25 protein-coding genes are annotated in these 23,617 nt (G+C 71.1%); 15 read left to right on the top strand and 10 right to left on the bottom strand.

Annotated elements, in window-relative coordinates:
- Positions 1-31: 31 nt before the first annotated feature.
- Positions 32-367 (bottom strand): hypothetical protein, encoded by a 336-nt coding sequence (locus tag MYF83_RS05335; RefSeq protein ID WP_248959035.1) that lies wholly within the window; start codon positions 365-367, stop codon positions 32-34.
- A gap of 204 nt (positions 368-571) precedes the next feature.
- On the opposite strand from MYF83_RS05335, the gene MYF83_RS05330 reads away from it, so the two are divergent.
- On the top strand, positions 572-1,075 hold the full coding sequence (locus tag MYF83_RS05330; protein WP_248959034.1) for a DUF1203 domain-containing protein: 504 nt from the start codon (positions 572-574) through the stop codon (positions 1,073-1,075).
- Positions 1,076-1,105: 30 nt separating this feature from the next.
- Here the strand turns inward: MYF83_RS05330 and meaB are convergent, their stop codons facing one another.
- From meaB to MYF83_RS43610, 4 genes are all read right to left on the bottom strand, one after another.
- Positions 1,106-2,086, bottom strand: coding sequence for a methylmalonyl Co-A mutase-associated GTPase MeaB (meaB, locus tag MYF83_RS05325; RefSeq protein ID WP_248959033.1), 981 nt, complete (start codon positions 2,084-2,086; stop codon positions 1,106-1,108).
- Positions 2,073-4,262, bottom strand: a complete 2,190-nt coding sequence (gene scpA / locus MYF83_RS05320) for a methylmalonyl-CoA mutase (RefSeq protein ID WP_248959032.1) — start codon at positions 4,260-4,262, stop codon at positions 2,073-2,075. The genes meaB and scpA overlap by 14 nt, the downstream gene beginning before the upstream one ends.
- Positions 4,259-6,076: a methylmalonyl-CoA mutase family protein gene (locus tag MYF83_RS05315; RefSeq protein ID WP_248959031.1), complete on the bottom strand. Its 1,818-nt coding sequence runs from the start codon at positions 6,074-6,076 to the stop codon at positions 4,259-4,261. The genes scpA and MYF83_RS05315 overlap by 4 nt, the downstream gene beginning before the upstream one ends.
- Before the next feature lie 128 nt (positions 6,077-6,204).
- On the bottom strand, positions 6,205-6,984 hold the full coding sequence (locus MYF83_RS43610) for a peptidoglycan recognition protein family protein (RefSeq protein ID WP_248959030.1): 780 nt from the start codon (positions 6,982-6,984) through the stop codon (positions 6,205-6,207).
- A 237-nt stretch (positions 6,985-7,221) separates the two neighbouring features.
- On the opposite strand from MYF83_RS43610, the gene MYF83_RS05305 reads away from it, so the two are divergent.
- Positions 7,222-8,331 (top strand): DUF5925 domain-containing protein, encoded by a 1,110-nt coding sequence (locus tag MYF83_RS05305; RefSeq protein WP_248959029.1) that lies wholly within the window; start codon positions 7,222-7,224, stop codon positions 8,329-8,331.
- Positions 8,332-8,369: 38 nt separating this feature from the next.
- Here MYF83_RS05305 and merB read toward each other — a convergent pair whose 3' ends face one another.
- Positions 8,370-9,041 carry an organomercurial lyase gene (merB, locus tag MYF83_RS05300; RefSeq protein WP_248959028.1) on the bottom strand — a complete coding sequence of 224 codons (672 nt, stop codon included), beginning with the start codon at positions 9,039-9,041 and terminating at the stop codon, positions 8,370-8,372.
- Positions 9,042-9,229: 188 nt separating this feature from the next.
- Here merB and MYF83_RS05295 point away from each other — a divergent pair, with 188 nt between their 5' ends.
- The 5 genes from MYF83_RS05295 to MYF83_RS05275 all read left to right on the top strand — a co-directional run bounded on the left by MYF83_RS05295 (position 9,230) and on the right by MYF83_RS05275 (position 15,222).
- A complete protein-coding gene (locus MYF83_RS05295) occupies positions 9,230-10,348 on the top strand; it encodes a C39 family peptidase (protein ID WP_248959027.1) in 1,119 nt (372 codons plus the stop codon).
- Between the two features lie 35 nt (positions 10,349-10,383).
- The gene (locus MYF83_RS05290) at positions 10,384-12,216 is read left to right on the top strand and encodes a S9 family peptidase (RefSeq protein ID WP_248959026.1); all 1,833 of its coding nucleotides are present in this window, start codon (positions 10,384-10,386) and stop codon (positions 12,214-12,216) included.
- Positions 12,213-13,580 (top strand): M20/M25/M40 family metallo-hydrolase, encoded by a 1,368-nt coding sequence (locus tag MYF83_RS05285; protein ID WP_248959025.1) that lies wholly within the window; start codon positions 12,213-12,215, stop codon positions 13,578-13,580. The genes MYF83_RS05290 and MYF83_RS05285 overlap by 4 nt, the downstream gene beginning before the upstream one ends.
- Positions 13,581-13,953: 373 nt before the next feature.
- A complete protein-coding gene (locus MYF83_RS05280; RefSeq protein WP_248959024.1) occupies positions 13,954-14,502 on the top strand; it encodes an SgcJ/EcaC family oxidoreductase in 549 nt (182 codons plus the stop codon).
- Between the two features lie 102 nt (positions 14,503-14,604).
- Positions 14,605-15,222: an SgcJ/EcaC family oxidoreductase gene (locus tag MYF83_RS05275; RefSeq protein ID WP_248959023.1), complete on the top strand. Its 618-nt coding sequence runs from the start codon at positions 14,605-14,607 to the stop codon at positions 15,220-15,222.
- Positions 15,223-15,350: 128 nt separating this feature from the next.
- Here the strand turns inward: MYF83_RS05275 and MYF83_RS05270 are convergent, their stop codons facing one another.
- Entirely contained in the window at positions 15,351-15,560 is a 210-nt protein-coding gene (locus tag MYF83_RS05270; RefSeq protein ID WP_248959022.1) for a S1 RNA-binding domain-containing protein, read from the bottom strand.
- 445 nt (positions 15,561-16,005) lie between these two features.
- On the opposite strand from MYF83_RS05270, the gene MYF83_RS05265 reads away from it, so the two are divergent.
- Positions 16,006-17,484, top strand: coding sequence for a hypothetical protein (locus MYF83_RS05265; protein ID WP_248959021.1), 1,479 nt, complete (start codon positions 16,006-16,008; stop codon positions 17,482-17,484).
- A 36-nt stretch (positions 17,485-17,520) separates the two neighbouring features.
- Positions 17,521-18,099, top strand: a complete 579-nt coding sequence (locus MYF83_RS05260; RefSeq protein ID WP_248959020.1) for a hypothetical protein — start codon at positions 17,521-17,523, stop codon at positions 18,097-18,099.
- Positions 18,100-18,138: 39 nt separating this feature from the next.
- Here the strand turns inward: MYF83_RS05260 and MYF83_RS05255 are convergent, their stop codons facing one another.
- Positions 18,139-18,549 carry a fasciclin domain-containing protein gene (locus MYF83_RS05255; protein WP_248959019.1) on the bottom strand — a complete coding sequence of 137 codons (411 nt, stop codon included), beginning with the start codon at positions 18,547-18,549 and terminating at the stop codon, positions 18,139-18,141.
- Between MYF83_RS05255 and MYF83_RS05250 the strand changes: the two genes are divergently transcribed.
- The 4 genes from MYF83_RS05250 to MYF83_RS05235 all read left to right on the top strand — a co-directional run bounded on the left by MYF83_RS05250 (position 18,527) and on the right by MYF83_RS05235 (position 21,523).
- On the top strand, positions 18,527-18,853 hold the full coding sequence (locus tag MYF83_RS05250) for a hypothetical protein (RefSeq protein WP_248959018.1): 327 nt from the start codon (positions 18,527-18,529) through the stop codon (positions 18,851-18,853). The genes MYF83_RS05255 and MYF83_RS05250 overlap by 23 nt on opposite strands.
- An 846-nt stretch (positions 18,854-19,699) precedes the next feature.
- Positions 19,700-20,128: a hypothetical protein gene (locus tag MYF83_RS05245; protein WP_248959017.1), complete on the top strand. Its 429-nt coding sequence runs from the start codon at positions 19,700-19,702 to the stop codon at positions 20,126-20,128.
- Positions 20,122-20,370 (top strand): helix-turn-helix transcriptional regulator, encoded by a 249-nt coding sequence (locus MYF83_RS05240; RefSeq protein WP_279339122.1) that lies wholly within the window; start codon positions 20,122-20,124, stop codon positions 20,368-20,370. The genes MYF83_RS05245 and MYF83_RS05240 overlap by 7 nt, the downstream gene beginning before the upstream one ends.
- Positions 20,371-20,518: 148 nt before the next feature.
- Positions 20,519-21,523 carry an NAD(P)-dependent alcohol dehydrogenase gene (locus MYF83_RS05235; protein ID WP_248959016.1) on the top strand — a complete coding sequence of 335 codons (1,005 nt, stop codon included), beginning with the start codon at positions 20,519-20,521 and terminating at the stop codon, positions 21,521-21,523.
- A 39-nt stretch (positions 21,524-21,562) separates the two neighbouring features.
- Here MYF83_RS05235 and MYF83_RS05230 read toward each other — a convergent pair whose 3' ends face one another.
- Positions 21,563-21,877, bottom strand: a complete 315-nt coding sequence (locus MYF83_RS05230; RefSeq protein ID WP_248959015.1) for a DUF397 domain-containing protein — start codon at positions 21,875-21,877, stop codon at positions 21,563-21,565.
- The gene (locus MYF83_RS05225; RefSeq protein WP_248959014.1) at positions 21,868-22,692 is read right to left on the bottom strand and encodes a helix-turn-helix domain-containing protein; all 825 of its coding nucleotides are present in this window, start codon (positions 22,690-22,692) and stop codon (positions 21,868-21,870) included. Before MYF83_RS05225 ends, MYF83_RS05230 begins: the two co-directional genes overlap by 10 nt.
- 202 nt (positions 22,693-22,894) lie before the next feature.
- Here MYF83_RS05225 and MYF83_RS05220 point away from each other — a divergent pair, with 202 nt between their 5' ends.
- Positions 22,895-23,206, top strand: coding sequence for a hypothetical protein (locus MYF83_RS05220; protein WP_248959013.1), 312 nt, complete (start codon positions 22,895-22,897; stop codon positions 23,204-23,206).
- The gene (locus MYF83_RS05215) at positions 23,203-23,592 is read left to right on the top strand and encodes a hypothetical protein (RefSeq protein WP_248959012.1); all 390 of its coding nucleotides are present in this window, start codon (positions 23,203-23,205) and stop codon (positions 23,590-23,592) included. Before MYF83_RS05220 ends, MYF83_RS05215 begins: the two co-directional genes overlap by 4 nt.
- Positions 23,593-23,617 lie beyond the last annotated feature (25 nt).

Genomic DNA, 23,617 nt, shown 5'->3' with positions numbered 1-23,617 from the left:
ACCGGCGCCCTGTCAAGGCGGCGGGGGCGCGTCAGCGGCCGGACAGCGTGCCCGGCTCGGCCGGGGCGGTCAGGGAGGCGGCCTCGGTCTGGCCGAGCGCGGCCCGCAGCACCTCGTCTACGTCGAGCTCGAGCACCCGTGTCGTGCCGTCCGCGGCGGCCTCACGCGGGCGTACCCCCGCGTGGCCGAACGCCGCGCGGAAGAACCTCTCCTCCCCCAGCAGGCGGCACAGGCTCAGCACCCTGGCGTACAGCAGGGGTGGCTCACCGGGGCCAAGGCCGTCCTGCGCCGCCGGCGGGCATTGCTCTCCGAGCGTCCGGGTCTCGGCCTTGGCCTCGGCCTTCGAAAGCATCGGCTCACCGCTCACGGCCCCACCTCCCGTTAACCGAGTGTGTCGCCATGGTGACATCGATGAGCCCTCGAGGAAGCGGGACGGCACGGCGAGGAGCGAAAATCTTCTACCGAGAGTGACCACCGTACCCACGCGAATAATGCTCCCGACCGGCCCGCCCCGCAGCGCGAGGGCCGATTTCCGCTGGCGTGGCGGTCTTGGGGCGGGCACCGTAGGGGCATGACCACGCATGACACCACGATCGCCACCTTCCGCGTCCACCCTTTCCCCGCCGAGGCGCTGGAGTGCGCGCGAGCGGGCGAGGACGCCTCCGGCAACCCTCCCGCGCTGATCGTCGCCGAGGGCGGCGAGCCGCTGCGCTGCTGCCTGCGGGACGCGGAGCCGGGCGAGGAGTTGCTGCTGTTCGGCTACGAGCCGCCGCTTCCGGCGAGCCCGTACCGCGAGATCGGCGCCGTGCTGGCGCACGCCCGGCCCTGCGAAGGCCCGGCGGCGCTCGACCGCTACCCGGCCGGCTGGTACGGACGGCCGCAGGTGCTGCGGGCCTACGACGCCCGGGGCTGGATCCACGACGCCACCCGGGTGCACGACGGCCAGGACCCGGAAGGGGTGATCGCCGCGATGCTGGCCCGGCCCGGCGTCGTCGAGATCCACAGCCGCAACGTCGCCTACGGCTGCTACATGTTCACCATCACCCGCCCGGACACCCCCCACGAGGACGCCTGAGCACCGTATCGAGCGGGGAGAGGGGGCGGGTCAGGGGTGCCGGTCGAAGGCGGCGAGGAGGCGGTCGGCGGCCAGGGCGGGGGTGAGGGTGCCCTCCAGCACCTCGCGCTCGATCTCGGCGCTGATCGCCGCGACCCGGGGGTCCTCCTTGAGCCGGGCGAGCAGCCGGTCGCGCACCAGGGTCCAGGTCCAGCCGACCTGCTGGCGGCGGCGCTTGGCCGCGAGCTCGCCGGAGGCCTCCATGAGGTCCTGGTGGTGGACGATCTGCCGCCACAGCTCGGGAAGGCCGGTGCCCTGCATTCCGCTGCACGTCAGCACCGGCGCGGTCCACGAGCCGCCGCCGGACCGCAGCAGCCGCAGCGCGCCGGCCAGCTCCCTGGCGGCCTTGCGGGCGTCCATCTCGTGCGGGCCGTCGGCCTTGTTGACCGCGATGACGTCGGCCAGCTCCAGCACGCCCTTCTTGATGCCCTGGAGCTGGTCGCCGGTCCTGGCCAGGGTGAGCAGCAGGAAGGTGTCCACCATCTCGGCGACGGCGGTCTCGGACTGCCCGACGCCCACGGTCTCCACGAGCACCACGTCGAAGCCCGCCGCCTCGACGACCACCATGGCCTCGCGGGTCGCCTTGGTGACGCCGCCGAGGGTGCCGGAGGTGGGCGAGGGCCGGATGTAGGCGTGGGGGTCGGCCGACAGCCGGGCCATGCGGGTCTTGTCGCCGAGGATGCTGCCGCCGGTGCGCGTGGAGGAGGGGTCGACGGCGAGCACGGCGACGCGGTGCCCCTCCCCGGTGAGGTGGACGCCGAGCGCGTCGATGAAGGTGGACTTGCCCACCCCCGGCACGCCGGTCACCCCGACCCTCCTGGCCTTGCCCGCCAGCGGCGTCAGCTCGACGAGCAGCCGCTGGGCGAGCTCACGGTGGTCGGCCCGGGTGGACTCCACGAGCGTGATCGCCCGGGCGATCCACCCGATGGCCCCCTCCCGGACTCCCTGGACGTAGTCCTCAAGCGCCGGCATGGCCCAGCCGGGCGGAGAGCTCGCGCAGCAGGTCCAGGGCGGCGTCGGCGATGACCGTGCCGGGCGGGAAGATCGCGCTCGCTCCGGCGTCGTGCAGCGCCTGGAAGTCGTCCGGGGGGATCACCCCGCCCACGACGATCATGATGTCGTCCCGGCCCAGCTCGGCGAGGCGCTCGCGTAGTTCCGGCACGAGCGCCAGGTGCCCTGCCGCCAGCGAGGAGACGCCGACGACGTGCACGTCCGCCTCGACGGCCTGGCGGGCCACCTCGGCCGGGGTCTGGAACAGCGGGCCCACGTCCACGTCGAAGCCCAGGTCGGCGAAGGCCGTGGCGATCACCTTCTGGCCCCGGTCGTGCCCGTCCTGCCCGATCTTGGCGACCAGGACGCGGGGCCTGCGGCCCTCCTCGCGCTCGAACGCGGCGCAGGCCGCCCTGGCCTTCTCGATGTTGGCGGCGTCGCCCGCCTCCTCGCGGTACACGCCGGAGATGGTACGGATCTGGCCGGAGTGCCGCCCGAAGACCTTCTCCAGGGCGTCGGAGATCTCCCCGACCGTGGCCTTCGCCCGCGCCGCCTCGATGGACAGGGCGAGCAGATTGCCGTCTCCCTCGGCGCCCCGGGTGAGGGCCGCGAGGGCGTCCTGGCAGGCCCGCTCGTCCCGCTCCTCGCGCAGCCTGCGCAGCTTGTCCATCTGCTGGGCGCGCACGGCGGTGTTGTCGACCTTGAGCACCTCGATGTCCTCGTCGGACCCGGTGCGGTACTTGTTGACGCCGATCACCGGCTGCCTGCCCGAGTCGATGCGCGCCTGCGTGCGGGCGGCGGCCTCCTCGATGCGCAGCTTGGGCAGGCCCGCGTCGATGGCCTTGGCCATGCCGCCGGCCCGCTCGACCTCCTGGATGTGGCCCCAGGCGGTGCGCGCCAGCTCGTAGGTGAGCCGCTCGACGTACGCGCTGCCGCCCCACGGGTCGATGACCCGGCAGGTGCCCGACTCCTGCTGGAGGAGCAGCTGGGTGTTGCGGGCGATGCGCGCGGAGAAGTCGGTGGGCAGTGCCAGCGCCTCGTCGAGGGCGTTGGTGTGCAGCGACTGGGTGTGCCCCTGGGTGGCGGCCATCGCCTCGACGCAGGTGCGCACGACGTTGTTGAACACGTCCTGGGCGGTCAGCGACCAGCCGGAGGTCTGGGAGTGCGTGCGCAGCGACAGCGACTTGGGGTTCTGGGCGCCGAAGCCCTTGACCAGCTCCGCCCACAGCAGCCGGGCGGCGCGGAGCTTCGCGACCTCCATGAAGAAATTCATGCCGATGCACCAGAAGAACGACAGGCGCGGGGCGAACGCGTCGATGTCCAGCCCGGCCTCCACGCCCGCCCGCAGGTACTCGACGCCGTCGGCCAGCGTGTAGGCCAGCTCCAGGTCGCAGGTGGCCCCGGCCTCCTGGATGTGGTAGCCGGAGATCGAGATGGAGTTGAACTTCGGCATCCGCTGGGAGGTGTAGGAGAAGATGTCGGAGATGATCCGCATCGACGGCCCGGGCGGGTAGATGTAGGTGTTGCGGACCATGAACTCTTTGAGGATGTCGTTCTGGATGGTCCCGGCGAGCTGCTCGGGCGCCACCCCCTGCTCCTCGGCGGCCACGATGTAGAGCGCGAGCACCGGGAGCACCGCGCCGTTCATGGTCATGGACACGCTCATGCGGTCGAGCGGGATGCCGTCGAACAGCTGCCGCATGTCGTAGATCGAGTCGATCGCCACGCCCGCCATGCCGACGTCGCCGCCCACGCGCGGGTGGTCGGAGTCGTAGCCCCGGTGGGTGGCGAGGTCGAAGGCCACCGACAGGCCCTTCTGCCCGGCGGCCAGGTTGCGCCGGTAGAAGGCGTTGGACTGCTCGGCGGTGGAGAACCCGGCGTACTGCCGGATCGTCCAGGGCTGGTTGACGTACATCGTCGGGTAGGGGCCGCGCAGGAAGGGCGCGACACCCGGGTAGGTGGACAGGAAGTCCAGGCCCTGGAGGTCATCGGCGGTGTACAGCGGCTTGACGCCGATGCCCTCGGGGGTGTCCCACACCAGGTCGGAGGGGTCCTTGCCGACCTGGTCGCGTACGGCTCGCGCCCACCGCGCCGGGTCGGCGGGCGGCCCGCCGGGAGCGCCCGCGTTCAGGGGCAGCGCCGTGAAATCGGGAATCATGGGGCAACTCCCAGGTCGTCGAAGGTGGTGCGGAGCACCTGGAGCACGTCGCAGCCGGCGTAGAGGGTGGCGTCCACGCCCTCGTGGTCGCCCTTCCCCGCCAGCCAGACCTTCTTCGCGCCGGCCCGTCTCAGCGCGGCGGCGACGGCCGTCGCGTGCTCGGCGTACAGCTTGTCGCCGGAGCACAGGCAGGCGACGGTGGTGCCGCCGCGGACGAACGCCTCGGCGATCGCCTCCGGGTCGGTGCCCGGCCCGCTCGTGATGGTGGCGATGCCGCCGGCCTGGAACAGGTTGGCGGCGAAGGAGGCCCGCGCGGTGTGCGCCGCCACCGGGCCGATCGTCGCGAGGAACACCCGCGGCCGCTCCCGCGCGCGGTCGGCGCGGTCGCGCAGCGACTCGAAGCCCTGCGCGTAGTGCACGCGGGGCAGGCCGCCCACGGCCGGCCGGGGGGCCGGTTCGCGGGCGGGGCGCCGCTCGTCGAGGTTCGGGAACTCGCTGACCCCGGTGATCGGCTCCTTGCGGCGGGCGATGTCGTGGGAGCGGCGCGCCCAAATGGCGGCGAGGCGTTCGGGGATCAGCCGGTCCAGCGCCGCCTCGGCGCCGCCCGCGCGCTCGATCTCCTGGAACCACTCCCAGGCCTTGCCCGCGAGGTCGGCGGTGAGCCGCTCCGCGTACCAGGAGCCGCCGGCCGGGTCGGCGACCCTGGCCACGTTGGCCTCCTCGACCAGCAGCGACTGGGTGTTGCGGGCGATGCGCCGGGCGAAGGCGTCGGGCAGGCCGAGGCGCGCGTCGAAGGGCTGCACCGTGACGGCGTCCGCGCCGCCGACGCCGGCGCCGAAGCAGGCGAGCGTCGTGCGGATCATGTTCACCCACGGGTCGCGGCCGGTCATCATCGCCGAGGAGGTGACCGCGTGCTGGGTCTGGCCTCCGCGGGCGGGGACGCCGCAGGCCTCGGCGACGCGGGCCCAGAGCATCCGCGCCGCCCGGAACTTCGCGATCGTGAGGAACTGGTCGGCCGTGGCGGCGTACCGGAACTCGATCTGCCCGAACGCCTCCTCCACCGTGAGGCCGCCGTCGGTCAGGGCGCGCAGGTAGGCGACGCCGGTGGCCAGGGAGCAGCCGAGCTCCTCGGCGTCGGCGCCGCCCGCGTCGTGGTAGGGGGTCGCGTCCACGGTGATCGCGCGCAGGGAGGGGATCTCGCGCGCCCGCAGGGCCAGCGCGACCGCGGGGGCGAGCGGCGCCGGCGTCCCGGTTCTGGCCCGCAGGCCGATGGGGTCGGCGCCGAGGTTGCCGCCCGCCGGGGCGGTGCCGCGTTCGGCGGCGAGTCGCAGGAAGGCGTCGGCGGCCTGCTCGGTGGCGGTTCCCGCGTCGAGCACGACGGGGGCCAGGTCGAGGTAGACGCCGTCCAGTACCCGGGGCAGCGCGGAGATCTCGAGCCCGCCGTCGCCGAGGACGAGCCAGATCGAGGTGACGCCGTTCTCCAGGTCGGCCAGCACGGCCTCGCGGGTCACCGCGGGGTCGGGGTGGGCGTGGCGCTGGCGCACGTCCCAGCCGGACAGCACGCCGCCCGCCGCGCGGCTGCCCCGGACGTAGGGGGCGGCCCCCGGCACTCCGGGGTCGCCGGGCAGGTCGGCGGCGTCGTACAGCGGCCGGAGCGTCACGCCGTCGTAGGTCGTGTGGGCCAGCGCATCTTCGGGTGAGTCGACCTCGGCGCCGGACCTGCGCAGCACGCCCACGGCGAGCCGCCGCCAGTCCTCCCGCGTGCTCGGAGGGAAATCGGCGCCCGGATGGAATTCCTCAGGCTGCACCGTCATGTCCCGGATGCTAGGCGCTGCCTCGGGGCAAGGTTAAGCCGGGTCCCGCTTAGCGGCCCGGCGATTCTCCTTGTCCCGCCCCGCGCGCTTCGCCTCGTGCCAGGCCGGACGGCGTGCCGCGCCCGGGTTCAGGGAGCCGGGGCCTCGAAGGCGGCGTCCCAGGTGATCTCGCCGACGACGCCGTCCACGTCCAGGTGCTGCTCCTGCTGGAACTCGCGGCAGACGTCGCGGGAGCCGGGGCCGTACGCACCGTCCACGTCGATGGTCCAGCCGCGCTTGTCCATCTGGACCTGCCAGGTGCGCACGTCGTCGCCGCGCATGACGGGCGGGTAGGACAGCAGCCTGCCGGGCCACTGGGGGTGCTCCGCCGGGGGCGGGTCGGCCGGGCCGGTGCCGCCGCCGGGGCGCGGCGCGCCCTTCTTCACCCACGCGTACAGCGTGTCGCCGGGGCAGTCGGTGGAGTACCCGTCGCGGTGGCCCTTGATCGCCGCGCCGGCGCCGCCCTTCTCGCGCAGGTACTCGATGGCGTCGAGGATGCCGTGGAGCATGGCGTCCGGCGGCTGGACCAGGCCGGAGTCGCCGACGAGGCCGAGGACGGCGTAGTGGCCGGAGTTCAGGCCAGGGCCGTTGGCGGCGGGCAGGTGCTTGGGGCCGCGTCCGACGAAGACCTTGCGGTGCGGGCAGGCGACCATGCTGTAACCGATGTCCAGCCAGCCGTTTCCATCCATGTGGAAGTTCTGGATGGATTTCACCATGGCGACACACTTGGCGTGATCGTCCACGATCGCCGGTTCGACCCGGCCGCCGGTGTAGTGCACCTTCACGCCCTTGGTGGAGGTCAACGTCGAATAGGAGCCGCGGGGGGCGCGGGCGCCCCAGGCTTCGCGCGACACGAGGTCGATGGCCACGGACTTCTCCAGGGGGGGTACGAACAGTTCCGGACTCAGGGGCCACTGTCCAGCCAGCGGGCCCTCAAACCGGCCCATTGCGGCTCGCAGTGGTTCCAAACCGCATGTGTCACCTTAACGTGGACACATGGCCACATGGCGTGATTTACCAATTACGTATGTTGACTCTCCCTGATTAGGCCAACGCACGTGAAAAATCCATGGACTCCGCACACCATCGGCCTGAATCATGAATATATGTCCGTTGTGGAGGAGGTCCGTTTCCCCGCCGCCGAAGCCCTGCCGATGAAGGTATGGCTTGACGACGGCGACTCGCCCGTCGACGTCATCGACGCGCTCGCGCTGTCCCCGTTCGCCACGGGGAACCAGCCGTGGGCGCGTTCCGCCAACCTGGAGAGGGTGCGTCCCGGCGCCCCGCTCATGCCCGCGCGCGCCCGGCTCACCCGTGCCGCCAAGGAGGAGGACGGCCGCGACTCCCGCCTGGCGTGCGGGGACGGCTGGACCCTGCGCGTCGTGCGGTTCCGCAACCGCACGGCCGTGCTCACCGTGACCGCCGTCAGCGACGAGCTGGCGCGCTCGGTGCTGGAGGAGTCCACCCGGGACGCGGTCGAGCCGCCGCCCCAGGACGCCGACCACGTCGACATGGGCTTCTGGTGGGTGGGCGCCCACGGGCCCCGCCGCACGCAGCGCCCTATCACCGCGCCGCGCTGGCCGGCGATCCGCGCCAACTACAACCGCGGCGCGGGCGAGTCGCTGGAACACCTCATGGCGGTCACCCCGTCGGAGATCAACGGGCGGCTGATCCTCCTGCACGGCCCGCCGGGCACCGGCAAGACCACGGCCCTGCGCGCGCTGGCCAGGGAGTGGACCGACTGGTGCCAGGTCGACTGCGTGCTGGACCCCGAGCGGCTGTTCGGCGACCCCGGCTACCTGATGGAGGTCGCCGTCGGGTACGACTCCGACGACGACGACCACCGCTGGCGGCTGCTGGTGCTGGAGGACTGCGACGAGCTCATCCGCGCCGAGGCCAAGGACGCCACGGGCCAGGGCCTGTCCCGCCTGCTCAACCTGACCGACGGGCTGCTCGGCCAGGGCAGGGACGTCCTGGTGGCCGTGACCACCAACGAGGACCTCGCCCGGCTGCACCCGGCGGTCGTCCGCCCTGGGCGCTGCCTGTCGCAGATCGAGGCGGGCCGCCTGTCGGCCGAGGAGGCCACCGCGTGGCTCGGCTCCTCCGAGGGCGTCGGGCCGGGTGGCGCCACGCTGGCGGAGCTGTTCGCCCTGCGATCGGGGCGCGCCCCCGCCATCCCCCCGTCCCCGGCCGAGACGACCGGCCTCTACCTCTGACCCGCCGTCCCCATCCCGGGCCGGGGCCACCTGCCCCGCTACCTTCGCCCCTCGTTCCCCCAGAAGGGCCCGACGAGGCCGAGCTCCTCGAACAGCGCTCGCGCCTCGTCGGGGGTGCGCCGGCGGTACTCCCTGGAGAGCCGCCCGGCGTACCACCGGGTGGCCAGCAGCCACAGCGTGCGCATGTCGAGGATCACGCCGCGCGGACTGCGGTTCTGCCGCAGCCACCGGCCCACGTGCTCCTCCGAGCAGAACAGCGCCTGGTGCGCGCAGGTGAACATCACGTCGTCCCACATGCGCGGGATGGGCACCAGGAAGTGCGCCACCAGGTCCACCGGCGGGTGCTCGTCGGGGCACACGTCGAGGGCCAGCGCCTTCCCGCAGCCGGCGCAGTGGGTCGCGACCAGGCAGTCCCGGCCGACGAGCGCGGGGATCGCGAACGAGTCCCAGGCGCAGCCGCCCCACCACTTCACCCGCCCGTCGGTGACGAGGAAGCCGAGTGACACCGCCGACCACGGGTGGGCCATGAGGATCCTCCGCCGTTCCTCGTCGAGCACGATCAGGTGCGTGTCGTGCAGCGCCCTCAGCGCCTCGAGTGCCCCCGCCGTGTCGAGCCCGAACTCGGCGGCCACCTCTTCCGCGGTCGGCGGCTCCCCGCGCTCGGCGAAGCACCGGTAGACGAACATCCGCACGTCTGCAAGATCGCGCATGGGTCTGGCGTACCCGCCACGACCTCTGTCGATGCCGACCGGCTCCTGCGGGATCGGCACCGCCACGCCGGTCCCGGCAGGGAGGGCGGGGCCGAGGAGCCCCTGCCCACGGGCATGGCCGGGCGCCTGATTACGAATACGTAAACCATCCGATGTGCCGCCCAGGGGGCAAAACCAGAATCGGCAAGGTGGTCACCCCGTCACCCGCCGATCAGAGCCGCGTCGTCTTCCACCGATGGACCGCCGTGGTCCCCTCGGAGAGCGGCGTCACGGCCTACCTCGACCCCTTCGGCAGCGAGACCACGACGTGGCCGTACACCCGCTGGACCTCAGAAGAGCGCGACATCGGCTTCCCTGCGACCGAGCTGGTCCCGTCGTGGACGGCGAGCGCTCCTGCGGGGTCGTGGCTGCGGGTCGAGCTGCAGGCCCGGACCGTCACCGGCGGGCTCACCAAGTGGTACGACATGGGCCGCTGGGCGGAGGGCGGCGGCGACATCCACCGCACCTCGCTGCCCGGGCAGGGCGACGAGGACGGCGACGTCGCGGTGGACACCTTCGTCGCCACCCGCCCCGTCTGCGCGTACCGGCTGCGGATCACGCTCCACGGCCCGGGAGCGGCGGTCCACACGGTCGGGGTGATGGCCTCGGTGGTGCCGGCGCGCCCCAGCGTGCCGGTCAGCCGGCCCGGCGAGGCGGCCGGCGTCGAACTCAGCGTGCCGCCGCGTTCGCAGAAGACCCACGCCGGCCACTACCTCGAGTGGGGCGGCGGCGGGGACTCCTGGTGCAGCCCCGCCTCGATGACCATGGTGCTGCAGTACTGGGGGCGCGGGCCCGGTCCCGGGGACCTGGCGTTCGTCGACCCGGCCGACCCGTGCCCGGCCGTGGACCACGCGGCGCGCGACATGTACGACCACAGCTACCAGGGCACCGGCAACTGGCCGTTCGGCGTCGCCTACGCCGGCCGGTACGGGCTGAGCGGCTTCGTCACCCGCATGCGCTCGCTCGCCGAGGTGGAACGCTTCATCCGGGCCGGCATCCCGCTGATCACCTCGCAGTCCTTCAAGGAGCACGAATTGCCGGGGTCGGGGTACTCCACGCGCGGCCACCTCATGGTCGTGACGGGGTTCACCACCGACGGCGACGTCATCGCCAACGATCCGGCGGCGCCGTCCGATGAGACGGTCAAAAGAACCTATCCGAGGGCCGCGTTCGAGAACGTCTGGTTACGCACCACCAGCAGCGGGGGAATCGTCCATGTCATCCACCCGCTCGACATCCCACTCCCATCCTCAGAGGGCAACTGGTGATCGAATCTCCTATCACTGCCGTTGACGTCGCACGCGTGGATGACCGCCCGCTCTGGGTGGACATCGTGCCGGCCGGTGGAGGTGAGGAGGTCTGGTGGGACGAGCCGCGCCCCGGCGAGGGCGGCCGGCGCTGTGTCGTGCGGCGCGGCCCCGACGGGAGCGTCCACGACGTCCTGCCGCAGGGCTGGAACTCCCGCAACCGGGTGATCGAGTACGGCGGCCGCTCCTGGCGGCCGCTCCCCGGCGGCGGCCTGGTGTTCACCAACTGGGCCGACCAGCGGCTCTACCGCCTGGCGCCGGGAGCCGACCCCGTGCCGCTCACCCCGCCCGGACCCTCCCGCTACGCCGACCTGGTCGTCCACGGCGGCGAGGTGTGGTGCGTGCGCGAGACCGACGACGAGCGCGACCTGGTCGCGGTGCCGCTGGACGGCGGGCCGCTCCGCGTGGTCGTCAAGGCGCAGCACTTCATCATGAACCCGCGCGTCTCCCCCGGCGGCACCCAGATCGCCTGGATCGGCTACGACCATCCCGCCATGCCCTGGGACGGCACCTCGCTGTGCGTGGCCCCGCTGCTGCAGGACGGAACCGCCGGGCCGTACCGCGTCGTGGCGGGCGGGCCGCAGGAGGCGGTGGCGCAGGCCGAATGGCGTGACGACGACGCCCTGTACGCCGTGACCGACCCGACCGGCTGGTGGAACATCCACCTGGTCCGGCTGGACGGCTCCCCCGCGCGCAACCTCACCCCGATGCCGCAGGAGTTCGGCGACGCGGCCTGGAAGCTCGGCTACCGGTGGTTCACGCTCGCCGGCGACCGCATCGTCACGATGTACGGCACGGCCGACGGCAAGCGGCTGGGGGTGCTGGACCCGGAGACCGGCGAGATCACCGACATCGGCGGGTCCTACACCTACTGGGCGCCGACGATCTCCGCCTCGCCGGACGGGTCGAGAGTCGTCGCCGTCGGCGGGTCCCCGCGCAAGCCGTTCGAGGTCGTCCGGATCGACCTTTCGACCGGCGCCCACGAGGTGCTCTCCCCCGCCAAGAAGCTCCCCGACCCGGCGGTCCTGCCGACCCCCGAGGCGATGGCCTTCGACGGCGTGCACGCCCACGTGTACCCGCCCGCCGGCGCGGTGGAAGGCGCGCCCTCCCCGTATGTGATCTTCGTTCACGGAGGCCCCACCGGGTCCAGCCCGATGGTCTTCGACCTGGAGGTCGCCTACTTCACCAGCAGGGGCATCGGCGTGGCCGAGGTGAACTACGGGGGCTCCACCGGGTACGGCAGGGCCTACCGCGAGCGGCTGCGCAACAACTGGGGCATCGTCGACGTGCGCGACAGCGAGACCGTCGCCCGCGGCCTGATCGCGGCCGGGCTCGCCGACCCCGAACGCGTCGCGATCAGGGGCGGCAGCGCGGGCGGCTGGACCTCCGTTGCCGCGCTCGTGCACAGCGACGTCTTCCGCGGCGCGGTCGCCCACTACGCGATCACCGACCCGGAGGGCTGGGCGAGGGAGACCCACGACTTCGAGTCCCGCTACCTCGACGGGCTCATCGGCCCGCTGCCCGAGACCCGCCAGCGCTACCTCGACCGCTCCCCGACCCTGCACGCCGCCCAGGCGTCCGGGCCCGCGCTGCTCATGCACGGCCTGGAGGACGCCATCGTCGACCCCGGCCAGGCCGAGCGCTTCGTCGCCGCGCTGGACGAGCACGGTGGCCGGTGGGCGTATCTTACGTTTCCCGGGGAACAGCACGGCTGGCGCAGGGAGGAGACCATCGTCGCGGCGCTCGAGGCGGAGCTCGCGTTCTATGGTCTCATTTTCGGCTTCCCCACCCCCGAGGTGCCGCCGCTGGCATTGAAAGGACGAATGTGACCGACGTCGCGGGCATCTGCTCTGACCTGCTCAGGATCGACACGACCAACGACGGGACGCCGGACGGCTCCGGCGAGCGGCCCGCGGCGGAGTACGTCGCCGGGCTGCTCGCAGGCGCCGGCATCGAGCCGACGGTGTTCGAGTCGGCGCCCCGCCGCACGAGCGTGGTGGCCAGGATCCCCGGCGAGAGCCCCGAGGCGCTGCTGATCCACGGGCACCTGGACGTCGTCCCCGCCGACCCGGCCGAGTGGACGACGCACCCGTTCTCCGGCGAGATCGCCGACGGGTGCGTCCACGGGCGCGGCGCGGTGGACATGAAGGGCACGCTGTCCATGACGCTGGCGCTGGTGCGCGAGTGGGCGCGGCGCGGCGTCCGTCCCCGGCGCGACATCGTGCTGGCGTTCCTGGCCGACGAGGAGGCCACCGGCGAGTACGGCGCCGGCTACGCCGTCACCCGGCACCGCGATCTGTTCGACGGGTGCACCGAGGCCATCAGCGAGTCCGGCGGCTTCAGCGTGACCGTCCCGCCCGGCACGATCGGCTCCGGCGCCGTCCACTCCGCGGCCTTCGCCGGCGATGACGCGCCGGCCGGTCCGTCCTCCGGTGACCTGCGGGTGTATCCGGTGGCGGTCGGCGAGCGGGGCACGGCGTGGATGAAGGTCACCGCGCACGGTGTGGCCGGGCACGGCTCCAAGCCGCCGGTCGACAACCCGGTGGCCGAGCTGTGCCGGGCCCTCGCCCGCCTCGCCGACCACCGCTGGCCCGTACGGCTGACGCCCGCCGTCGCCTCCCTTATCGGCAACCTCGGCAAGGCGCTCGGGACGACCATCGACCTCGACCGGCTCGACGAGGAGGTGGAGCGGCTCGGCAGGGCCGGCACGCTGTTCAAGGGCGTGATCCGCAACTCGGCCAATCCGACCATGCTGGACGCCGGTTACAAGGTCAACGTCATCCCGGGCACGGCCGAGGCGCACGTGGACGGCAGGATCCTGCCCGGGCTCCGCGACGAGTTCCTCGAGACGATCGACAAGCTGCTCGGCCCCAAGATCACCCGGGAGTTCGTGAGCTTCGACGACGGCGTGACCTCCCCGGCCGAGGGGCTCTTCGACGACCTGTGCGCCGCGCTGCGCGCCGAGGACCCTGCGGGCCGGCCCGTGCCGTACGTCACGACCGGCGGCACCGACGCCAAGTCGTTCGCCAAGATCGGCATCAGGGGGTACGGCTTCGCGCCGCTGCTGCTGGATCCCGGCCTGGACTACTTCGGCATGTTCCACGGCGTGGACGAGCGGGTGCCGGTCGCCGGCCTGGAGTTCGGGGTCCGCGTCCTGGACCGCCTCCTCACCGCCCCCGCGCCGTCATGCTGAGACATCCCGGCGGCGCCACCGGCCGTCTCGGCCGGGCGGAGGTACGAAAGACAGTGCTTGGGGAATACTGCCAGAAAGGCCACAAAAGGGACTGAGCACTACACGCCGAGAGAACGGCGTGTCTTCCACAGCAAATCACTCGTGACACCTCGCGCCGGACGCGCATGCCGCTCAGCGCACTGCACGCGGGAAGCGCGTGCCCCTTCAGCCCGCCGCCATCCGGCCCGGTACAGGGGAATCGTCCGCCTGAGCGCTGCGCGGGAGCCCGCGCGGCTCCACCTTCCCGACTCATCACCGGACACGTCATCGTGTCATCCGTAGCGAGGTGAACTGCTTATAGGTCTGCTCGAGACAGCGTCGGACAGGAGCAACCATGGGCATGCAACGACAGCTGAGGAGAACCATCGGCCTGACTCTCATCACCGGGCTCGGAATGGCGCTGATCGGCGCCGCGACCCCGATGGCGTCCATCGCCCCGGCCGCGGACGCGGTGGCGCCGGGCGGCTCGCGGACACCGTGGGCGGACCACGCCGAATCCGATCTGGCCGCACTGCGCCACATCTGGGAGCGCGAGGCCGTCGCCTGGGCCCGGGGAGACGCGGCGGCGTACGCGGCGGCCTACACGCGGGACGCCGACCTCGTCAACATCAGAGGCGAGCACCTGCGCACCCGCGACGGCATAGCGTCCCGGATCCAGTACTACTTCGACAACCAGCTCAAGAAGACCCGCCTCCTCAGGCTGGAGGAGAGGGTCCGCTTCGTGTCGCCCACGATGGCGATCATCGTCCGGAAGGACTGCGTGCTGTACGGCACGGAGACGGCCTGCCGCCCGGACACCCTCTCGCTGAACACCAGCGTCGCCGTCAAGCATGACGGCCGGTGGATGATCACCTCCTTCCACAACACCCTTGTCCGGCGGTAGGACGGGACGCTCCCGCCGGAAGGTCATGGCGCCTTTCCCCACGCGGCTCGCGAAAGGACACGTCACGGGCTTACAGCGGTAAGGAAGGAAGCGCTTCTACGCTTGTTCCAGATCCAGTTCGATCGGGGGGAACAGATGGGCATTCGTCGATATGCGAGCAGAACGGTCCGCCTGGCATTCATGGGGGGCCTGGGAATCGCGCTGAGCGGCGCCGCGACACCCACCGCGGCCGGGACGCCGGCCGGTGAGACGGTCGCGACGGCGGCCCGCTCTCCAATGGCGAGGACCAGCCAGACCAACCCCGATCTCGCCGCCTTGGCCCGGCTCTATCAGCGGCAGGCGGAGACATGGGCCCGGGGAGACGGAAAGGCCTATGCCACGACTTACACACCGGATGCCGATTTCGTCAACGTCACAGGCGAACATATGCGCGGCCGTCACGAAATAGGGGTCAAATACCAGCGCTACCTCGCCAACCAGCTCAAGAACAGCCGCATCCACACGCTCGAGGAAAAGATCGACCTGCTGTCCCCGACGCTGGCCCTGATCATCCGGAAGGGTTGCGTGCTCTACGGCGCCGAGACGTCCTGCCACCCGAACACCCTCTCGATCAACACCAGCATCGCGGTCAAGACCTCCGGCCAATGGCTGATCAGGTCGTTCCACAACACCCTGGTGAACCTGGCGAAGACGTCCTCGGCGTCCGCCAAGACCAAGTAGGCCGCCGCGCGGCGGCCGCCGCCACGGGACCCGGCGCCCGCTGCGGCCGTCCCCGCGCGGAACCGCGACGGCGATAATGCGAGAGAGGCTGATCCGGGGGACCGCTCTTCCCCCGGATCAGCGTCACATCAGGCCGAGGTCAGGCTGAACCGCTGCTGCTCGGTGTCGATCGCGAGGATCCGGACCGAGACGCGGGTGCCGACCGGCCAGGACTGCTGGTGTGCGAGACCGGTGAACCCCTCGGACTCGACGAACGATCCGAACGGCACTTCCTTGGTCACCACACCCTCGATGACGTCACCGACCTGGTGACGGGCGAGGAATTCCTGCCAGCTCATGTATTCACCTCCGTCCGTTACGAGTGGCTGTGCGCGCTTCTCGTAACGGGGGCGGGCCTCTCGCCCGCGCGGTGATCAAGCAGTGGCCGGGCGCCCGTTCTGTGTGCGGCGTGTGGCCGACCCGGCAGTCATGAGGACAAGAGTAGCGCCAGAGACCTTGCGTGAGAAGGCGCGACCGTTCAGCGGGTGTAGACGGCATCGCCGTGCCCATCGCCGACACGCGACGCCGAAAGGGGGCGGGCGTTGACTCAGGTTGCCTCATCCCCTGTACTGAACGCTGCCGATCACGCGTGAATGATGGTGCAGAACCACAATAACGGGGCGATTCATACAAGTGCCGGCCGGTAATACCGGCCGGTCGTCTCCTGTTCCAGGAAAGCTTCATTGGTCAGCAAAAGGGGAAAACCACGTGGAGCCGTTCCCTCGCGGGTGGAAGCTGCTCTCAGTGACCACCGCAATCACAGCGAGCCTGCAGGTGACGGCCGCGCCGGCGCACGTGGACGACGTCGCCTTCCCCTATTCCGGGATGACGTCCAGATCCGTCGTCAGCGGAGTGGTCGCCGCGGACGGCGTGGCCGTCCAGGGCGCCGATGTCCTCGCCATCGCCTATCCCGCCGGGGACGCGCTCGACGTCCCGGAGGGAACCGATCTCGGCACTCTGGTGGTCGGCGCGGCGGGCACCGACTCCCTCGGGCGGTTCTCGGTCAACGTCGACCCCTCGGCGCTGCCGGCCCCATACGTCGATGACCGGGGGCGGGTCCATCTGGAGATCGCCATCTCCCACGGCGACCGTGAGGTGCACTGGACGACGACCGCGGTCCGCTCGTCCCACGCCACTCCGATCGGCGGCACCGCCGAGCGGTGCGGCGCGTACGTGCGGCGGGACTGTGATCCCGGAGACCCCGTCTACGTCGTTCCCGGCATGGGCGGGTCCGAGCGGCTGGTGGTGATCGTCGGCACGGCGGGCGGCCGGCCGGTGCTCCCGCTGTGGTCCACCGCCTCCAGCGAGGCCGCCGGGGCCTCCGTCCCCCGGCAGCTCGTCGTCGACCTCGGCGCCCGCCCCTCGGTCGCCGACGCCAACGACGACCCCGCCACCTGGGTGACCGCTCCCGCCGGCGAGCCGGTCGCCCCCGTGCCCGAGGGCGAGGCATGGGCTCCTCCGGCCACGCCGCCCCCGGCTCCGTCCCGGCCGATCGGAGCGGCGGCGGCCCTCGAGGCGAAGCTCGCCGAGGCGACGCCCCGCTCGCCGGCCTTCCCCGCCATCGCCGCCGCGATCCGGGACCGATCCCTCACCCCGGCACAGATCACCGAGGGCAGGATGGCCGCGGCGGGCAGGTCCCCCGGTCCGTGCGTGTCGCGGGTGGTGAAGCGGCACAACGGGCGCGAGGAGACCTACATGGGCGTCTACGCCTGGTCCGGCGCGCTCGCGACGGTGACCCAGGCCGACGGGGCCGACCACACGCTCAGCGTGGGAACGGGAGGCGCCCACGGAAAGTGGTCCTCCAGCGGCTCGCTGACGCTGTCGGTGCGGGTGGGCAACAGCCACACGGTGTCCCGGGTCGCGGACGCCTGGGCCATCGGCACCGTCAATTACGGAGTCATAGCGAACAGCTGCGATGGCAGGCGGAATCTGGTACCCATGAGCCTCGGGGATCCCATCAAGCGTTTCGCTCGCGCCTATCACCCGGCTTTGAAGGCACAATGCATAACGCTTTACGGAAAATCCTCCGTCTGGGACAAGGATCAGGCGCGGAACGTGAGAATAGGCGGCGGCGTCACCGTGGCGGGTTTCAGCGCATCGGCCCAGAGCGGCTACGACACCCGGTCGAAACTGTCGTTCAGGCCGACGAAACTCACCCGCCTCTGCGGCAACAGAAGCGTGGGTGTGCGGCTTTCCTCCATCATCGAGGCACATAAGGGTTAGATCATCCTGATACCGGAAAAAGCGACCCGCACTCGCGTGGCGATGGCCTGCCTCATACTGCTCTCGGCGGCCTGTCCCGGCTGCGCGAGCGAAGGGGCGGCCGACGGCCTGTACTCGGCGTCCCCCCGGCTGGTCGAGCCGGGCGACGGCGGGCGGCAGTCCTTCGCGCTCCGCCTGACCACGCAGGGCATGCCCTACCTGTTCGGCGGCTTCGCCGTCTGCCTCGACAAGGCCGGAGCCGTCGAGGTGACCGGCGTCGAGTTCGAGAACGCCGCGGGCGGGCTGTCGGTCCAGGCGTTCGCGCTCCGGCCCTTCTACCGGGGCTTCGGCGAGGACGGCGTGGGCTGGGGCGAGCCGAAGAGCCTCAAGCGGCGCGGCATCTCCACCGCCCTGCGCACGGTCACCCAGGTGTGCCAGGCGGACGGCTCGTCACGCGTGGAGTTCAGCGAGGTGGTGCTGCAGACGTCGCGCCCCGGTGCCGTCAGCGCGTCGAGCTCCGGCTTCGTCATCACCTACAGCAGCGGCGGGTCCGAGGGCAGGTTCCGCGTGCCGTTCGGCATCACGCTGTGCGCGCCGGCGGACAAGTCGCTCCCGCTGTGCCAGTCGCAGACCTGAGCGCTCTCTCCCCTGCCCCGGGACCGTCGTTCCCTCCCGCTACCCTCCGGGCTTCAGCACGGAGTCGATGATGTACAGCGTGGCGTTGCGCGTCTGGATGCCGCCACATGTCACCTTGGCGTCGTTGACCTTGTAGGTGTCGTCCACCCGCCGGATGGTGAGCTTGCCGCCCTCCACGGTCGTGAGCTGGCCCTTGTCCAGGTCGGCCGGCGTCTTGCGGCCCTGGACGACGTGGTAGGTGAGGATCCTGGTCAGGGCCTGCTTGTCGCCCAGCAGCCTGCTCAGCTGGTCCTTCGGGACCTTGTTGAATGCGGTGTTGGTGGGCGCGAAGACGGTGATGTCCTTGGCGGAGTTCAGCGTGTCGACCGCGCCCGCCTTCTTGGCGGCGTCGACCAGCGTCGACAGCTCCGGGATGTGCGAGGCGGCGGTGATCAGCGGCTCCTTCGCCATCTGGGCCGGGCTGCCCGGACCCGAGGTCGGCAGGGACGCGCAGCCCGGCCCGAACGGAGTCGCGGACGGCGAGGCCGGTGATTCCGTGGGAGACGTGGGCGACGTGGGCGACGTGGGCGACGTGGGCGACTCCACCGGCGAGGAGGGAGGCGTCACCGGCGGGGACGGAGGCTCCACCGGCGAGGACGGAGGCTCCACCGGCGGGGAGGGGGATGGCGCCGGCGTGTGGACGGTGCCCGGTGTCACCGCACCGGCTCCCGCACCACGCCCGCTCGTGCTGGTGGCCCCGGCTCCGGTGGTGTAGGCGGCCGTGAACGACAGTGCCGTTACCAGCGGAAGGGCGAGAAGACGAGTGTTCATGGGTCTGTCCCCTTTTGCGCTCTTTGAAGGGCGGTCACCGGGCAGTGGCCACGACGGTGGTGCACCTTTCGGCGGCATGGAAGATCGGGAGACGGCCTCTGAGTGATCCGCCGCGAGCAGGATGGCGCCGGCCTTCACACCGGCGAAGCGGTGGAGGACGCCGGCCCTTCACACCGGCGACGCGGCGACGGACGCCGCTCCTGACTCGCATGTCGGGCCCGCCCGCGAGGTGACGCGGCGAAAGCCCTATGAGAAGGCCGCGAACGTCGGGCCCCCGCTCAATCAACATCACCATACGCGCGGTCGTTCCCGCAGGTCGTTCCCGCGGGCCCGGCGCACAGCGGCCCTCTCATTATCTCCGGGACCCCTCCCCGTCCACCCATGCCGACGCCCGTAAAGCGACAAAAGGTGCACCATGTCGATCGCCTCTCCCCAGGCCGCCACCAGTCCCCCCAGCCGCCCATCGCCCCACGGCTCCCCCGCGGCACCTCCCGAACGCCCGCCCCGGCACAGCGTCACCGGCACACCCGTATTCACCCTTGACCGCCCGGAGAGATTACCCAGACGATCAAGCCGTCCGCGGGCGGCGGCGTGGCCGCCGGCTTCCGGCATCTGTGGCGGCAGCCGGTGGTGCGGACACTGACCCTCTTCAACGCCGCGATGAACGTCGTCTGGGCTGCCGCGACGGCCCTGCTCCCAACCGTGGGATCGATGTAAAAGTTTCTAGACATGAGGTCAAAGATTTGCTACTTTCGAGATGTCAAAGATTCTGTACATCGAGGAGCTGATCATGACACTCGAGGAGAGACGGGCGTGGATCCGGCTGGTGGTGGCCGTCGCCGCGTACGGCGGGTACGTGGTCGTGGTGTCAGGCCGGGCCGGCGGGCGGTCGCTGGCCGAGGTGCCCTATGCCGCGGCGCTGCTGTGGAGCGTGGGGGCGGCCATCGTCGCCGCGATCGTGGTCGAGGTCGTGATCGGTGCGGCCAGTCCGAAGGCGTCCCTGGTCAAAGACGTAAGGGACCGGGAGATCGGGCGGCTGGGTGATCACGTCGGCCAGTCGTTCGTGGTGATCGGCGCGGTCTCGGCGATGCTCATGGCGCTGGCCGAGTGGGACGGCTTCTGGATCGCCAACGTGATCTACCTGTGCTTCGTGCTGTCGGCGGTCCTGGGCAATGTCACCAAGGTCATCGTGTATCGCAGGAGCCTCCCTCAATGGTGAAACCGACCCGTGTGAACAACCGCATCCGTGCGCTGCGTTTCGCACACGACGAGATGACCCAGGCCGAGCTGGCCGAGCGCATCGGCGTGACCCGGCAGACCGTCATCGCCATCGAGCAGGGCCGGTACTCGCCATCCCTGGAGATGGCCTTCCAGATCGCCCACGTGTTCAAGGTCCCGCTCGATGAGGTGTTCCACTATCCCGACTCCCAGGAGGAGACGACGTCAACGACCCCGGCCTGAAGGCCGGGCTTGAGGCCATGTCCGCCTGCTTCAAAGAGCGGACGGCTACGGCTACGCAACCCAACCGGAAGCGCGGCACTGTTCCGCGTTTCCTCCCCCGTTTCCTGCCCCGCCTGAAAGCGGGAGTATCCACGCTCAAGGAGATCAGATGAAAGCGATCGCTCAGGACGTGTACGGCTCGGCCGATGTGCTCCGGTTGCGCGAGGTGGACCAGCCGTCGATTGGGGAAGACCAGGTGCTGGTCCAGGTGCGTGCCGCCGGGGTCGACCCGGGCGTGTGGATCTGCATGACCGGCCGGCCGTACGGCGCGCGGGTCGCGTTCGGGCTGACAAGGCCCAGGGTAGCGGTGCGAGGCCGGGCGCTGGCCGGGGTGGTGGCGGCGGTCGGCTCCGGCGTGCGGCGGTTCCAGCCCGGTGACGAGGTGTACGGCACCAGCTCGAGCGGCACGTTCGCCGAGTACACGGCCGCCTCCTGCGAGCGGCTCGCACCCAAGCCGCCCAGGCTGTCGTTCGAGCAGGCCGCGGCGGTGCCCATCTCCGGGGTGACCGCGCTGGAGTGCGTTCGCGACGGCGGCCGGGTACAGGCGGGGCAGAAGGTGATGGTCATCGGCGCGGCCGGCGGCGTCGGGTCGTTCGCGGTGCAGATCGCCAAGGCGGCCGGCGCGAAGGTGACCGGCGTGTGCGGCACCGGCAAGGTGGAACTGGTGCGGTCGCTCGGCGCCGACGAGGTGATCGACTACACCCGAGAGGAGGTCGACCGCGACGGGCCAAGCTACGACGTGATCATCGACATCGCGGGGTGCCGCCCGCTGTCGCTGCTGCGGCGCGCCCTGACCCCGCGCGGGACACTGGTGCTGGCCGGCGGCGGGCACGACGCCGGCGGACTGCTCGGTGGCTACACCCGCCAGTTGCGCGCGCCCCTGGTATCGATGTTCACCAGACAGCACCTGCGCGGCCTGGCCTCCAGGGAACGCTCCTCGGAACTGGAGGAACTGGGGCAGCTGATCGAATCCGGCGCGGTCACCCCGGTCGTCGACCGCACCTACCCTCTCGCCGACGCACCCGACGCCATCCGCTACCTCGCCGAAGGCCACCCCGCCGGGAAGATCATCATCACTGTGGGATCAAGTGCCGACCACATGACCGGCGACTGACGGCCCGCGATATCCGAGCGCACCAGTCCCGCACCCCGCTCACCAGTCAGAAAGCCGCGCAGGGTGGCCGGCGAACTTCCCGGTCCGCACACCGGACAGGAAGACGCCCCACTCCGCCGGACTGGACGACAACCAGGGCCCGTCCAGATTCTTGCTGTCTCGTATCAGGACCAGTTCCCCGGACGCGACCTTGCGCGCGACAGCCGCCCGGCCCGGTTCCGTGATCGCACCTTCCACCCGGCCGGTCTCAACAACGCGGGGGCTCGCCGTCAGCCATGCTGAGGCCACCTCGACACAGTTGCCTTCACTGTCGCTATGACTCGACTTGCGCCAACGCGAAACGATCAGGTCCACTTCTCCAGCACCTTCCCGATGAGCTCGATGGACGCCCTCTCCGGAAGAGCCTCCGCACGCAGCACGTCGAAACGGTACGCGAGCTTGGCCACGTCTTCCGGAGCGTTGACGATCTGTCCTCCCATCGCATTGTCAAGGTAACCGATCTCAGAAGTACCGGGGAGAGACAGGAGCGCGATAGGGCCGTTCGTTCCTGGATAGGCCCCTACGGTGGAGGGAACGACCTGCAGGGTCATTCGGCGATCATTAGCGGCTCTCAGGAGATGCTGTAGCTGGCCGCGCATGGTGTCTGCCCCACCCACAGGCCGGTTCAAGACGGCTTCGTCAAGGACGATGACGAGTGCGGGCGACTCCTTGTCGAGGAGCAGTTTCTGACGCTCCAGCCGTTCTGCGATCTTCGCTTCGATCCGCTCATCGCTGTCTCCGGGGCTGCCCGCCTCCATCACGGTCCGGATGTACGACTCCGTCTGGAGCAGGCCGGGCACGTTGATCGGCTCGAAGTTCCGTATACAGGTGGCCTCCCGCTCAAGCTCGAAGTACGAGCGTGCCGGACCTCTGTGGACGGCGCGGCGGACGAGGGGCCACAGGCGCGAGAAGGTGCCGTCGGTCTTCAGGGCCTTGTCGCAGCTGTCGGCGAAGTCCTTCTTCGGGTTGCGCTTGCAGTTTTCCACGGCGCTGACCTGGGCCGACGAATAGTTGATCAGCGCACCGAGCTGCTCCTGGGTCAGCCCGGCCTCCTCACGGACGCGGCGGAGCTCGGCGGCGAAGAACGCGAGGGGGCTCCCGCTCGGGTCGGGTTCGTGTAGGGGCGTCATGCTCGGCGTCCTCCAGATCTCTACGACTCGACAGAAACCGTCAGCAGTTCACGGGCGGACCACGTGTCGTTCCGCGACCCGGCCTGTACAGCACAAGGACACCTGTCGTGACGGAATACTTACCTTCCGTGACCATCGTCGGCAATGGTGGAGGTCCGCGCAACGCCTTTGTTGAAGTCCAGTTCGAAAGGTGAACACGCCCGTGACCCCTTCCCCGTCCGAGACGATCGAGCCGCTGGCCGCTCTCGCCCGCGCGTTCGACCCTGAGCGCTTCTCCGCCCGGGTGGTACGCGGCTACGCCCGCCCGTTCCTGAGGGTGATCTCGCTGGAGGCCACGTCCCTCACCGAGCGGATCACCGTGCGGCCGGACGAGTCGGGGACGCCGTACTTCTGGTGGAGCTGGAACGAGCGCGTCGGCCCGGTGCGTGACATCCCCGGCGCCGCCCGGAAGATCACGACCGTCCTCGGCCCGGTGCGGCGCGCCGCGGGCGCGGCCGAGGAGCCGCGTCCATGATCGGGCTGCCGCTGGCGCGGGGAGCGGAGGAGCGGTTCGCGGGCATGCTCACCGATCTCGGCGTGCGGCTGCGCCGCGACGGCATGCGCACCCTCCTGGTCCGGACCGTGCGGCTCAGGCTGCGGTCCCCGAAGGGCCCGGGCCTGATCGCCTACCGCGAGCCCGAGATGACCGTGCGCCTGCCGGGGGACCCCCGGCCCGTCCTGGTCTCGGTCGAGCGGGGGCGCTGCGGCCCGATGCTGCGCATGGAGTTCCCCTCCGGTGGCGTGCCCGTCCTCCGCCTGCGGGCCACGGACATCCCGCTCGCCGTGGGCCTTCTCCACCAGCTCTTCGGCCTGTCCGCTCCCCCGGCGTCCTGCCCCGGTATCGACGAGGTGGCCAGGTGAAACGGGACATGCCCCTATTAACCTC

Source organism: Sphaerisporangium perillae (genome assembly GCF_023276435.1).
Classification (GTDB): domain Bacteria; phylum Actinomycetota; class Actinomycetes; order Streptosporangiales; family Streptosporangiaceae; genus Sphaerisporangium; species Sphaerisporangium perillae.
This window is presented reverse-complemented; position numbering and strand designations above follow the sequence as displayed.